Source organism: Pseudomonas sp. B21_DOA (assembly GCA_030544685.1).
Taxonomy (GTDB): domain Bacteria; phylum Pseudomonadota; class Gammaproteobacteria; order Pseudomonadales; family Pseudomonadaceae; genus Aquipseudomonas; species Aquipseudomonas fluorescens_AO.
The window spans coordinates 2,624,944-2,638,078 of record CP086683.1 but is presented as its reverse complement, the minus strand read 5'-3'; the positions used below and the strand labels follow the sequence as shown (position 1 = coordinate 2,638,078).

General features: G+C 61.3%; 8 protein-coding genes and 3 pseudogenes. 3 read left to right on the top strand and 8 right to left on the bottom strand.

All coding sequences use genetic code 11. The annotated features are described in order from the left end of the window. Window position 1 precedes the first annotated feature (1 nt). From LJU32_12065 to LJU32_12030, 8 genes and pseudogenes are all read right to left on the bottom strand, one after another. Window positions 2-1,569: pseudogene (locus LJU32_12065) on the bottom strand (flagellar hook-associated protein 3). A gap of 13 nt (window positions 1,570-1,582) precedes the next feature. After that, a complete protein-coding gene (gene flgK, locus LJU32_12060) occupies window positions 1,583-3,628 on the bottom strand; it encodes a flagellar hook-associated protein FlgK (GenBank protein WKV90772.1) in 2,046 nt (681 codons plus the stop codon). 25 nt (window positions 3,629-3,653) lie between these two features. Further along, window positions 3,654-4,969 (bottom strand): annotated as a pseudogene (gene flgJ, locus LJU32_12055) (flagellar assembly peptidoglycan hydrolase FlgJ). Between the two features lie 11 nt (window positions 4,970-4,980). Beyond that, window positions 4,981-6,069, bottom strand: a complete 1,089-nt coding sequence (locus tag LJU32_12050; protein ID WKV91085.1) for a flagellar basal body P-ring protein FlgI — start codon at window positions 6,067-6,069, stop codon at window positions 4,981-4,983. A 27-nt stretch (window positions 6,070-6,096) separates the two neighbouring features. Beyond that, window positions 6,097-6,792: a flagellar basal body L-ring protein FlgH gene (gene flgH, locus LJU32_12045; protein WKV90771.1), complete on the bottom strand. Its 696-nt coding sequence runs from the start codon at window positions 6,790-6,792 to the stop codon at window positions 6,097-6,099. A 51-nt stretch (window positions 6,793-6,843) separates the two neighbouring features. Then, on the bottom strand, window positions 6,844-7,629 hold the full coding sequence (gene flgG, locus LJU32_12040; protein ID WKV90770.1) for a flagellar basal-body rod protein FlgG: 786 nt from the start codon (window positions 7,627-7,629) through the stop codon (window positions 6,844-6,846). 45 nt (window positions 7,630-7,674) lie between these two features. After that, complete coding sequence (locus LJU32_12035; protein WKV90769.1) at window positions 7,675-8,415, bottom strand: flagellar basal body rod protein FlgF; 741 nt, start codon at window positions 8,413-8,415, stop codon at window positions 7,675-7,677. A 314-nt stretch (window positions 8,416-8,729) separates the two neighbouring features. Beyond that, a pseudogene (locus LJU32_12030) lies at window positions 8,730-10,287 on the bottom strand (sigma-54-dependent transcriptional regulator). 389 nt (window positions 10,288-10,676) lie between these two features. Between LJU32_12030 and phhA the strand changes: the two are divergent. The 3 genes from phhA to LJU32_12015 all read left to right on the top strand — a co-directional run bounded on the left by phhA (window position 10,677) and on the right by LJU32_12015 (window position 13,133). After that, window positions 10,677-11,468, top strand: coding sequence for a phenylalanine 4-monooxygenase (phhA, locus tag LJU32_12025; GenBank protein WKV90768.1), 792 nt, complete (start codon window positions 10,677-10,679; stop codon window positions 11,466-11,468). 115 nt (window positions 11,469-11,583) lie between these two features. Continuing rightward, window positions 11,584-11,940, top strand: coding sequence for a 4a-hydroxytetrahydrobiopterin dehydratase (locus LJU32_12020; protein ID WKV90767.1), 357 nt, complete (start codon window positions 11,584-11,586; stop codon window positions 11,938-11,940). Continuing rightward, entirely contained in the window at window positions 11,940-13,133 is a 1,194-nt protein-coding gene (locus tag LJU32_12015; GenBank protein WKV90766.1) for an aspartate/tyrosine/aromatic aminotransferase, read from the top strand. The genes LJU32_12020 and LJU32_12015 overlap by 1 nt, the downstream gene beginning before the upstream one ends. Window positions 13,134-13,135: the final 2 nt, after the last annotated feature.

The window sequence follows — 13,135 nt, the reverse complement described above, 5'->3', positions numbered from 1 at the left end:
GTCAGATCTTGTTGAACAGACCCAACTGACTGATCTTGCTGAACGCCAGTTGCGAGGCCTGCAGCATGGTCTGCTGCAAGGTCAGGCGGGTCATGACTTCGGCCGGATCGGAATCGCGGATCGAACCTTGGGTCGTGGTATTCGCTGTGCTCAGGCTGTCGTTGGTGATGGCCTGCATATCGAGCGCCTGGCCACGAGCGCCGATGGTGGTGACCGCCGTGCCGATCTGATTGGAGGCAGCGTCGATGTTGCCGAGGCCAGCCTCCATCGCGCCCTGCAGTTTCTGCTTGGCGACCGGATCGCCATCGACCGGGGTGTTCAGCGCCGTGATCATCTGGCCCAGGGTGTCGAGCACGTTCTGGGTCTGGTGATTGTTCGGCTGGATCGAGAACTGATCGCCAGTGGCCGGCGTACCGCCCAAAGCGAAGGTGACACCGGCAGCGGTCGCATTGCCTCCGACGACGGTGCCAGAGGATACCGGCTTGCTGTCAGCCGTCACCGGTGCGGCGTACAGGTCGAAATCGGTCGCGCTGGTGAACTTGAGGACTGCCCCACCCTGCGGGAATGCCGCGTTATACGCGGCCTGGTCGGTGATGGTCGAACCGGTGATCACCGACGTCGAGGTATTGCCCGGGCTGCGCGTGGTGGTGAACGAATCAGGCGTGCTCGACAGCTGGAAGCTGTGCCCGGCAATGACTGCATCCGGGTTGGTGTCACCGGCCTTGAGGTTGATGTTCAACTTGAGGTCAACGCCACGGAAGCTGACCGTCTGGTTGGCGCCGCTGCTGTTGCTGATCAGGCCGTTCTGGCTGGCTTCGGCGGTCACGTCGTTGCCCAGCGCATCGGTGATTTTCAATTGCGTGCTGCTGACGAAATCAACGGTATACGGCTGACCGGCGCTGAACTTGGCGTCATAAGTCGCGACAGTACCGACAGTGCCTTTGGACAGCACGACACGCCCGTCATCCACCGCTGGGGCGGTCATTTTTGTGGTGGTGCGACCGGTGTTGATGGTCTGCTGGAAAGCGTCCCACCCGGTGGTATTGGTGCCGACAGTCATGCCGTCGCCAATACCCAGATTGATGGTGGTCTGGTCGCCGTTGTAACTGAAAGTGCCGTCGGCGTTCTTCGAGTACGGCGCGGTGTCGGTTTTCGAACCAGAGAACAGGTAGTTGCCGTCGGCATCCTTGAATTCATCAGACCCAGCACTTGTTGCTGGATTTCGCCCAGTTCCGAGGCGTACGCCTGGCGATCCCTGTCGGTAATCGTGCCGTTGTTGGCGGCCAGCGCCAGTTCTTTAGCACGCGCCAGCGCCGTAGTAATCGACTCCAGGGTCGACTCCTGCACGTTCAACGCACTTTTGGTGGTGTTGACGTTGGTCTTGTACTGATCGAGCATCGCTGCCTGCTGGCCCAGCTGCAGCAGACGCCCGGCACCGATCGGATCATCGGCGGCAGTGTTGATGCGTTGCAGGCTGCTCGCCTCGCTCGCGGTGGCGACAGCCTTGTTGAAGTTACGCTGATAATCCGAAGCTTGCGTTCCGTAATACTGGGCGGTGGAAATGCGCATGAATTACGACTCCTTAAAGGCTGTTGATCAGCGTGGCGAAAGTTTCCTGCGCAGCTTTGATGATCTGCGAAGACGCTGTGTAGTACTGCTGGTACTTGACCAGGTTGCCGGTTTCTTCGTCCAGGTTGACCCCGGAAAGCGAATCGCGGGCACCCTTGGCGTTCTCCAGAATCGCCGTGGTCGCGGCGCTGTCGGACTTGCCTTGGGCGGTCTTGGTACCGACGTTGGTCACCAGGGTGTTATAGGCGTCGGTCAGGCTGATGCCCTTGCTAGCCGAACCGGTGTCCACGGTCTGTTTGGTTTGCAATGCGACCAGTGCCTGGGCGTTGCGGTTGTCCGAAGACGCCGCGCCGGTCAGGTTCATGGTGAAGGTCTCGCCGGATTTCGGCGTGCCGCCCACGGTGGTCTGCACGGTGAAGGTCTTCTGCACGTTCGGCGTGACCGTAGTGTCCATCACCGGGTTGCCGCTGGCGTCGACGATGCCGACTTTCAGGTTCAGCGTGTTCGACTGGCCGGGCACGATGGTGCCGGTGCCGATGGTCGCGCCCTTGGCGTCGACCAGATTGTACGATTGGCTGCCGCCGCTGGCTGCGCCGAACACCAGTTTGACCGGCGTCGAATTCTTCAGCGCCGCCTGCATGTCAGCCTGGGCGGTCGGGTTGTAGATGTCGATCTTGTCGCTGAGCGTCGGCTGGGTGTAAGTGCCCAGACCGTTCGCGCTGGCCACGCCGGTCAGCGGACCTGCGGCGGCGATTTTCTTCGGATCGGTGAGCACCGTCTGGATGCTCGCGGCCGCGTTGCGGGTCGGCGTGACCTTGAACGAGTCACCGGCGCTCAACGCACCGCCGTTCAGAGCGAGGGTGAAACCGTCGATCACGGGTGGCGGGTTGGTCGTGGTGCTGAATGCACCCATGTCGGTGCCGTCGGAACGCTTGACGGTGTAGTCGGTAGCGCTGGTGAACGTGACCTGGTAATCGCTGGTGGTCAGCTTGCCGGTGTCCTTGATGGTCACATCGAGGTTGCCGGAACCGGCGCTGTTGCCATCTTTGGCAATGCTGCGCTGGCTGATCAGTGCGGCACTGTTGATGTTGTTGAAAATCGCCGCGCCGAAGTCACCGTTCTTGTCGATGCCCTGGGCTTGCTGGCGGTTGATCTGATCGGCGACCACCAGGGCGACTCGGCCCAGCTCGTTGAGCGACGGGTCGAGGACTTCCTTGCGATAGGTCAGCAGACCACCGATTTCGCCACCGCTGATCACCGAGGTGATGTCGATGGTGCTCGAACCGCGGTCCATCTGAATGGCCATGCGCGACGGATCGTCTTTGCTGGCAACCATGTTCAGGGTGTTGGTGGTGTTGCCGATCACCAACGGCTGGCCGCTGCCGACGTAGATATCGAAACTGGTGCCGCGCTCAACCACTTGGGCGCCGGTCAGCACCGACAGTTGGCGAACCGCTTCGTTACGGCTGTCGAGCAGGTCGTTCGGCGCACCGCCGCTGGTGGAGATCTCGCCGATCTTCTGGTTCAGGTTGGCGATCGAGGTCGCCAGCTTGTTCACCTGGGCGGTCATGTCGCCCAGGCTGCCGTTGATCGTGGTGTTCTGGTCGTTGAGTTGCTTGGCGATGGTATTGAAACGACTGCTCAGCGCCTGCGCACCGGTCAGCACCGATTGGCGCGAGGTGTCATCGGTGGCCGAGGTCGACACGCCCTGCAGCGAAGTGAAGAACTTCTGCAGCACGCCGGTCAGGCCGGTGTTGGTGTCCGAGAGCATCGCGTCCAATGGCGTGGCCTGGGCCAGGAACGACGCGGCTTCGCTGTCCAGCGAAGTCGCGGTATGCAACTGGCTTTCCAGGTACGAGTTGTACACCCGGCGCACGTCGGCCAGGGTCGTGCCGGTACCGATGAACACGGTGCCGTACTGCTGCGACGACTTGGTGCCCTGTACGGTTTGCTGACGCGAATAACCGGCGGTATCGACGTTGGCAATGTTGTTGCCTGTCGTAGCCAGAGAGGACTGGCTGGCCGACAGTCCCGACATCCCGATATTGAGCAAACTCATGGTTCAGACCTTATTACCTGGTGCCTTATAAAGGCGTGGTGGAGACACCCGCCGCAGCGTAGTTTTCGAAACTGTTCATCTGCTTGGCAATTTGCGAAATCTTGTTGGCGTAGTTCGGGTCGGTGGCGTAACCGGCCTTCTGCAACTCGCGTACAAACTGTTCTGGGTTATCGGCCGACTTCAGCACTTCTTGATAGCGATTGTTGCTCTGCAGCAACGTCACCAGATCGTGGAAGCTGTCCTTGTACGAGGCGTAGGAACGGAACTCGGCCGTCTCCTTGACCATCGCACCGTTGCGGAATTCGCTGGTGATTGCCCGGGCCGAATCGCCCTTCCAGTTGCTGCTCGCCTTGATGCCGAACAGGTTGTGGCTGCTGCTGCCATCCTGAGCGCGCATGACCGATTTGCCCCAACCGGTTTCCAGTGCCGCTTGCGCCACCAGATAACGCGGATCGACGCCGATGCGGTCGGCAGCTTCCTTGGCCATCGGCAGCATGGTGTTGACGAATTCGTCGGCCGAACTGAAGGCTTTTTCGCCGGTGCCAGCGGAATCTGCGCCATGGCGCGGCCGTAGACCTGCATCTGCCCGCCGGCAGCTTTCTGCTCTTCGGCACGGGCCAGCCAGTCGCCGTTGTACAACGCGCCGGAACCGCTGACGGCGGTTGTCGCAGCCCGTTGCGGCAAGGCGTTGGTCGCCGCTGCTGCAGTGGTCGCAGTGGCCACGCTCGGCGCCGACGGCACCAGGCCGGCGAGCAAGCGATCGGCCAGTTTCGGCGGCAGCGCCAGACGCCGCTGATTGATCAGCGCCATGTCGTTGCGATGGGAAATATCGGTGTTGTTCGGCGCATGCACCGAGCGCGATGCCCACAACGGACGCTCGCCGTTGACGCGGGACAGCGGACCGGTGGCGACGGTGCCGGCGGCAATCGGCGTCGGCACGGCGGCGGCCTTGGCCAGCGCTTCCTGCTGCTTGGCGGCGGACGCGGCGGCAGCCTCACCCGGAGCCATCGGTTTGTTCTTCGACATCTGCCGGATCAGCACGTCGGCCAGGCCGATACCACCGCCCTCCCGCGACATGGAAACCGCCAGTTGCTGGTCGTACATTTCCTGATACTGCTTGGCCGCCGGTGTGTTCAGCGGGTTGTCCTGGCCGAGCGCTTCGGTGGCCGAACGCATCGACTTGAGCATTTCGCCGAGGAACAGCGACTCGAATTCCTGCGCCACCTTGCGCATGTTTTCATCGCTGTTCTTGTCGCCGACCTTGAGCTGATTCAGACGATTGAGGTCCGAGTAGGACCCCGAATCGCTGCTGCTGACCAGACCGCTTTTGCGCATATCCATGGGGGCCGGCCTCAGATCACGATCAGGTCGGCTTGCAAAGCGCCGGCCTGCTTCAGAGCTTCAAGAATTGCCATCAGGTCACCCGGTGCCGCGCCGACCTGGTTCACCGCACGGACGATCTCGTCGAGGGTGGTGCCCGGGCCGAACTTGAACATCGGTTTGGCTTCCTGTTCGGCATTCACTCGCGAGCGCGGCACGACGGCAGTCTGGCCGTTGGACAGCGGGCCCGGCTGGCTGACGATCGGGTCTTCGGTGATGGTCACGGTCAGGCTGCCGTGGGTGACAGCGGCCGGCGACACTTTCACGTTCTGGCCGATGACGATGGTGCCGGTGCGCGAGTTGATGATGACTTTGGCGACGGCCTGGCCCGGATCGACTTCAAGGTTTTCCAGGATCGACAGGTAGTCGACACGCTGGCTCGGATCGAGCGGTGCAGTCACACGGATCGAACCGCCATCAATGGCTTGTGCGACGCCAGGGCCGAGCATGTCGTTGATCTTGTCGACGATGCGCTTGGCGGTGGTGAAGTCGGAGCGGTTGAGGTTCAGCGTCAGACTGTTGCCCTGGTTGAAACCGCTCGGCACCGAACGCTCAACCGAGGCACCGCCAGGGATGCGCCCGGCCGACGGAACGTTGACGGTAATCTTCGAACCGTCACGGCCTTCAGCGTCGAAACCGCCAACCACGAGGTTGCCTTGAGCGATGGCGTAGACATTGCCGTCGATACCCTTGAGTGGCGTCAGCAACAAAGTGCCGCCGCGCAGGCTCTTGGAGTTACCGATCGACGAAACGGTGATGTCGACCTGCTGACCCGGTTTGGCAAACGCTGGCAGATCAGCACTCACCGACACCGCCGCGACGTTCTTCAACTGCACGTTGCCCGATCCCGGCGGCACCTTGATGCCGAACTGCGAGAGCATGTTGTTGAAAGTCTGCAGGGTGAACGGGGTCTGCGTCGTCTGGTCGCCGGTACCGTTAAGCCCGACCACCAGGCCGTAACCGATCAACTGGTTGGAGCGCACGCCGGAAATGCTGGCGATGTCTTTCAGCCGCTCGGCATGTGCAGTGAAGGCAACCGGCAACAACAACGCGGCCAGCATGAGGCTTTTCAGATTCAACGTAGCCACCTAGAAAGGGAACAGCGGGCTGAGGAAGAAGCGGTCGAACCAGCCTGGCTGACTCGTGTCGGCAAACGCGCCGGTACCCGAATAGGTGATGCGCGCATCGGCGACACGGGTCGACGACACAGTGTTGTCGGTCGCGATGTCATCGGCGCGGACCATGCCGGCGATGCGCACCAGCTCGTCACCGGTATTGAGCGTCAGCCACTTCTCGCCACGCACGGCAATGATGCCGTTGGGCAGCACGTCGGCCACGGTCACGGTGATCGAGCCGGTCAGGCTGTTGCTCTGCCCCGACTTGGCGTCGCCCTTGGTCGAACGGTCGGCGCTGTAGCCGGCGTTGAGGCTCAGGTCGTTGCTACCGATCGGGTTGTTGGTGGTCAGGCTGGAGCCGAACAGCGAAGTCAGCCCGATCTTGTTGTCGCTGTTCTTGTCCATCTGCGAGTTGGCATTCTTGCTCGCCTGGGTGCGCTCGTTCAGGGTGATGGTGATGATGTCACCGACCCGGAACGCCTTGCGGTCGCTGTACAGGTTCTGCTCGAAGCCGGCCTGATAGATCGAGCCGTTGTTGGCGGCCGCCGGCAACGGTGTGCGCGGCAACACCGGGGCGTAGTAAGGGTCGTTGGGCCTGGGCGTCGGGGCGACGCAGCCCGCGAGCGAGACGACCCCACTCAATGCCAGAACAGATACAAAGCGCTTCATGACCCTACCTCACGGTGTTGCTGGCGACCTCAGGCCGCCCCAAAGACTGGATTACAGATTCTGCGTTACGAACGAGAGCATCTGGTCGGCGGTGGAGATCACCTTGGAGTTCATCTCGTAGGCGCGTTGAGTGGTGATCATGTTGACCATCTCTTCAACGGTGCTGACGTTGGACGTTTCCAGGGTGTTCTGCAGCGTGGTACCGAAACCGTTCAGGCCCGGGGTGCCGATCTGAGGCGCGCCGGAAGCCGCGGTTTCCAGGAACAGGTTGTTGCCCACGGCTTGCAGGCCGGCCGGGTTGATGAAGTCGGCGGTCTGCAGGTTGCCGATCACTTGCGAGGCCGGGTTGCCGGCGATGGTGATCGACACGGTACCGTCGCGGCCGACAGTGAAGGTCTGCGCATCGTTCGGGATGATGATCGCCGGTTCCAGAGCGAAACCGCTGGCATTGACGATCTGGCCATTGGAGTCGAGGTGGAAAGTACCGTCACGGGTGTAGGACGTGGTGCCGTCCGGCTGCAGGATCTGGAAGAAACCGCGACCGTCGATGGCCATGTCAAGCGGCTGCTCGGTGGTTTGCAGGCTGCCGGCGGTGAAGTTTTTCTGCGTGCCGACGATGCGCACACCGGTACCCACTTGCAGACCCGACGGCAGTTCGCTGTCTTGGGTCGACTGGGCGCCTGGCTGACGCTTGATCTGATAGAGCAGGTCCTGGAACTCTGCACGGTCACGTTTGAAACCCGTGGTCGAAACGTTCGCCAGGTTGTTGGAAATGGTGGTCAGGTTGGTGTCCTGGGCGGACAGACCGGTTTTGGCAACCCATAGAGCCGGAAGCATTCGATTCTCCTCGTGCGCCTGTTTTACGGCGCGACGTTCTGATAATTAGCTGATCTGCAAGACCCGAGCCATGGCCTGGTCGTCGTCTTTGGCGGTGTTCATCATCTTGACGTGCAACTCGAACTGCTTGGCCAGGGCCAGCACCGAAGTCATTTCTTCCACGGCATTGACGTTGCTCGACTCGAGGAAACCCGAGACCAGTTTGACGTTGGCGTCGGCTTGCGCCGGCTGGCCGTCCTTGGTGTAAATCGAACCGTCGAGGCCTTTGTTCATGTTCTTGATGTCCGGGTTGACCAGTTTGATCCGGTCGACTTCGGCCATGACGCGCGGGCCTTCGCCCATCGCGCGAATGCTGATGGTGCCGTCTTCGCCGACTTCGACCTGCTGCTCGGGCGGCACGGCGATCGGGCCGCCATTACCGATCACCGGCATGCCGTTGCCGGCGCGCAATACGCCGAGGGCGTCGATGTTGAGGCTGCCGGTGCGCACGTAGCTTTCGCCACCGTTGGGATTCTGCACGGCGATAAAACCGTTGCCGGACACTGCGACGTCGAGGTCGCGGCCAGTCTGCACCAGCGAGCCCGGGGTGAAGTCGGTGGCGGGCCGTTCGCTCATGGCAAACGCACGCGCCGGAAAGCTGTCACCGAATACCGGCATCGAACGCGCCTGCTCGAGGTCGCGCTGGAAGCCGTTGGTGGAAATGTTCGCCAGGTTGTTGGCATGCGCCCGTTGCGCCAGTGCGTTCTGGCTGGCGCCGGTCATTGCCACATAAAGGTACTTGTCCACAGTGTTTCCTCTGCATGCCGGACGTTTGCCGCCCACCGCTGTACTGCTCAGCCATAAGCAATTTGCAGACCAACTTTTTATTGGCGGGCAAAGGCCCGGTAAACAAGGGACTTGAGGGAGTCGGAGGGAATTTGAAATGTATCGAAGACGAAAAACCGGCGGTGTCATGCCGGTGAGTGGCAAGGATCGGCCTGGACACTGATCGTTCCCATGCTCTGCGTGGGAATGCCTCACTGGACGCTCTGCGTCCGCTTTGGGACGCGGAGCGTCCCGGGCTGCATTCCCACGCAGAGCATGGGAACGATCACTTGCGGCTATGACTCAGACTTGCCCACCTCATACTCACGCAGCTTGTTGGCAATGGTGGTGTGCGAAACCCCAGCCGCTTGCCCAGTTGCCGGCTGCTCGGGTGCTCGGAATACAAGCGCTCCAGCACCGCTTTCTCGAAGCGCCCGACAATCTCATCCAGATGTCCATCCAGGGAAAAATCGCCAAGCGGCTGACGCACGCCATAATCCGGCAGGCGGATATGTTCGGCCTTGACCTTACCGCCGTCGCACAACGAAACCGCCTGGAACAGCACGTTCTCCAATTGCCGCACGTTGCCCGGCCAGTGGTAATGGCTGAGACGATCCATCGCCGCCGGGGCCAGTTTCGCCAGCGGACAGCCGATCTGCCGACTGGCCTGATCGAGAAAGTGTTCAACCAGCGGCGTCAGACCGTCGAGGCATTCGCGCAGCGGCGGGATGTGCAGCGACAGCACGTTCAAGCGGTGATAGAGATCCTGACGAAACTCACCCTCGCGCACAGTTCGGACAAGTCCACCTGGGTCGCGCAGATCACCCGCACGTCCAGATACACCTCTTCATCACTGCCGACGCGACGGAAGCAGCCGTCCTGAAGAAAGCGCAGCAATTTGACTTGCAAGCGCGGACTCATCTCGCCGACGCCATCGAGAAACAGCGTGCCGCCAGCGGTCAACTCCAGCAGGCCGAGCTTGCCTTCGGCCCGTGCGCCTTCGAAGGCGCCGGGGCCGTAGCCGAACAGTTCGGTCTCGGCCATCGACTCCGGCAACCCGGCGCAGTTGAGCGCCATCAACGGTGACTGTCCGCGCGGACTGGCAAGGTGACAGGCGCGCGCGAGCAGTTCCTTGCCGGTGCCGGTTTCGCCTTCTATTAATAGCGGCGCATCCAGCGGTGCCATGCGTCGCGCTTCGCGGACCACAGCGGCCATGACTTTCGAGCTTTGGAAAATACTGTCGAAGCCGCGCAGCTCTTGCTTGCGCACATTGTAGATACGCTCGCCGACGCGGTCGGCGCGGTGCAGAGTCAATACGGCGCCGGCCATGGCCTCGCTGTCATCGTGCTCCGATTGCAGCGGCGCGATGTCGGCGAGAAAGATGTCGCCCTTGACCTTGACGCGCATGCCGTTGATTCGCGATTTGTTGGCGCGCACCAGTTCCGGCAAATCGAAATCCTCAGCGTAGCGCGACAATGGAATCCCCGGCACCTCATCGACACGCACGCCGAGCAATTGCGCTGCAGCGCGGTTGGCCGCGACGATCGAGCCGCCCATGTCAATCGACAGCACCGGAAATTCCAGCGCGCCGAGCAGCGCATTCAATTCCATATGCCGGCGCTCGCTGGGCATCAGCCCGACGCGCTTGACGCCGAACACCCCGCCGATTGCCTCGAATTTCGGCCGCAATGCCTGGAACTGGATGTTGATCAGGTTCGGGCAGTGCAGGTAGATCGCGTTGCCATGCTCACCGCCAACCTCACCGCGGGCAACGTTGATCCCGTATGCCACCAGCAGATTGAGAATATCGCGCAGGATGCCGATGCGGTTCTGGCAGTGGACTTTGATGCGCATAGAAAAAGGCCCGACAAGACTGGAAAATTGACACATCCCTGTGGGAGCGAGCTTGCTCGCGAAGGCGGCGGCACATCCTGCATTGATGTGTCAGGCCCACCGCTTTCGCGAGCAAGCTCGCTCCCACAAGGAATCGCGTTGCGCGCCAAATTGTTTTCTGTCGAGGCACGCAGATAGTTGTCAAGATTATGTGACAGTCCCGACCCATTTCAAACCCGCCAATCACCGCAAACGCGCATTACCCGACCAAGCGTAACGATAACTTTACGAAATCAGTTGAATTTTCCTACGCACTCACGGCTCAACATGCTGCGCGCCTTCGCACTCTGGGGTATTCCTTTAGCCATCGCTGGACATAACAAAAACGAATTTCCTAGCAGGAGAGCAGCATGAAGCAGACGCAATACGTGGCTCGCGAGCCCGATGCGCAAGGTTTTATCGACTACCCCGCTGAAGAACATGCGGTGTGGAACACGCTGATCACTCGCCAGTTGAAGGTGATTGAAGGTCGCGCGTGCCAGGAATACCTGGACGGTATCGAAAAACTCGGCCTGCCCCACGACCGCATCCCGCAACTGGCCGAGATCAATAAAGTCCTCGGCGAGACCACCGGTTGGCAAGTTGCCCGGGTGCCAGCGCTAATCCCCTTCCAGACCTTTTTCGAATTGCTTGCCAGCAAGCAATTCCCCGTCGCCACCTTCATTCGTACCCGCGAAGAGCTCGACTATCTGCAAGAGCCGGACATCTTCCACGAGATCTTCGGCCACTGCCCGCTGCTGACCAACCCGTATTTCGCCGAATTCACCCACACCTACGGCAAGCTCGGCCTGCAAGCGACCAAGGAAGAGCGTGTGTACCTGGCGCGGCTGTACTGGATGACCATCGAATTCGGTCTGGTCGACACCCCGCAGGGCAAGCGCATCTACGGCGGCGGGATTCTGTCCTCGCCCAAAGAAACCGTTTACTGCCTGTCGGACGAGCCCGAGCACCAGCGCTTCGATCCGCTGGAAGCCATGCGCACGCCGTATCGCATCGACATCCTGCAACCGCTGTATTTTGTCCTGCCGAACCTCAAGCGCCTGTTCGACGTGGCCCATGAAGACATCATGGCCATGGTTCGTCAGGGCATGCAGCTGGGCTTGCACGCGCCGAAATTTCCGCCGAAACCCAAAGCCGCCTGAACCGCGACTTTTGCTGACAATTGCGTCTGTCCGTCGCTGTCACTTTGCTTTAGCGTGACGGCATTGACGGCACACGCGCTTTAATAAAAAACACACTCGTTTTCAGGAATACACCATGTCGACTTTGAACCAAGCCCACTGCGAAGCCTGCCGCGCCGATGCGCCACAAGTCAGCGATGAAGAACTGCCGATCCTGATCAAGCAGATCCCTGACTGGAACATCGAAGTACGCGACGGCATCATGCAGCTGGAGAAAGTTTTCCTGTTCAAGAACTTCAAACATGCGCTGGCATTCACCAACGCAGTGGGCGAGATTTCCGAGGCCGAAGGTCACCACCCGGGTCTGCTGACCGAATGGGGCAAAGTCACCGTGACCTGGTGGAGCCACTCGATCAAAGGCCTGCACCGCAACGACTTCATCATGGCCGCGCGCACTGACGAAGTGGCCAAGACCGCAGAAGGACGCAAGTAATGCACTTCGACGCCATCGGCCGGGTTCCCGGCGACCCGATTCTCGGTTTGATGGAGGCCTATGCGCAGGATGCCAATCCGCGCAAATTCGACCTCGGCGTTGGCGTCTACAAGGATGCCCAGGGCCTGACGCCGATCCCGGAGGCGGTGAAAATCGCCGAAGCGCGACTGGTCGAAAGCCAGGACACCAAGACCTACATCGGTGGCCATGGCAACCCGCTGTTCGGCAAGGTCATCAATGAGCTGGTGCTCGGCGCCGACTCACAACTGCTCACCGAACAACGCGCCGGCGCCACCCAGACCCCGGGCGGCACCGGTGCCCTGCGGCTGGCGGCCGACTTCATTGCGCAATGCCTGCCGGGCAAAGGCGTGTGGTTGAGCAACCCGACCTGGCCGATCCACGAAACCATCTTCGCCGCCGCCAAGGTCAAGGTCAGCCACTACCCGTACGTCGGCAGCGACAACCGCCTCGATGTCGAAGCCATGCTCGCTGTGCTCAGGGAAGTGCCGAAGGGCGACGTAGTGCTGTTGCACGCGTGCTGCCACAACCCGACCGGTTTCGACCTCAGCCATGACGACTGGAAGCGTGTGCTGGAAGTGGTGCGCAACCGCGACCTGCTGCCGCTGATCGACTTCGCTTATCAGGGTTTTGGTGATGGTCTGGAGCAGGACGCGTGGTCGACCCGGTTGTTCGCGGCGCAAGTGCCGGAACTGCTGATCACCAGTTCCTGCTCGAAGAACTTCGGCCTGTACCGCGACCGCACCGGTGCGCTGATCGTCTGCGCGACCAGCGCCGACAAGCTCATCGACATCCGCAGTCAACTGGCCAATATCGCCCGCAACCTGTGGTCGACGCCGCCGGATCACGGTGCTGCGGTGGTCGCGACCATCCTTGCCGATCCAGAGCTGAAAGCGCGCTGGGCCGATGAAGTGGAAGCCATGCGCTTGCGGATCGCGCAGCTGCGCAGCGGTCTGGTCGAAGCGCTGGAGCCCCACGGTTTGCGCGAGCGTTTTGCGCACATTGGCGTGCAACGCGGGATGTTCTCCTACACCGGCCTGTCGCCGGAACAGGTGAAAACCCTGCGCGAGCGGCACAGCGTGTACATGGTCAGCTCGGGCCGGGCCAACGTCGCCGGCATCGACGCCACCCGCCTCGCCTTGCTGGCTGACGCCATCGCCAGCGCTTGCAAATAGTT

Excerpts from the sequence above, each read along its gene's own strand:
- flgK (WKV90772.1), bottom strand. The coding sequence starts at position 3,628 with ATGAGTTTGCTCAATATCGGGATGTCGGGACTGTCGGCCAGCCAGTCC.
- LJU32_12050 (WKV91085.1), bottom strand. The coding sequence starts at position 6,069 with ATGCTGGCCGCGTTGTTGTTGCCGGTTGCCTTCACTGCACATGCCGAG.
- flgH (WKV90771.1), bottom strand. The coding sequence starts at position 6,792 with ATGAAGCGCTTTGTATCTGTTCTGGCATTGAGTGGGGTCGTCTCGCTC.
- flgG (WKV90770.1), bottom strand. The coding sequence starts at position 7,629 with ATGCTTCCGGCTCTATGGGTTGCCAAAACCGGTCTGTCCGCCCAGGAC.
- phhA (WKV90768.1), top strand. The coding sequence starts at position 10,677 with ATGAAGCAGACGCAATACGTGGCTCGCGAGCCCGATGCGCAAGGTTTT.
- LJU32_12020 (WKV90767.1), top strand. The coding sequence starts at position 11,584 with ATGTCGACTTTGAACCAAGCCCACTGCGAAGCCTGCCGCGCCGATGCG.
- LJU32_12015 (WKV90766.1), top strand. The coding sequence starts at position 11,940 with ATGCACTTCGACGCCATCGGCCGGGTTCCCGGCGACCCGATTCTCGGT.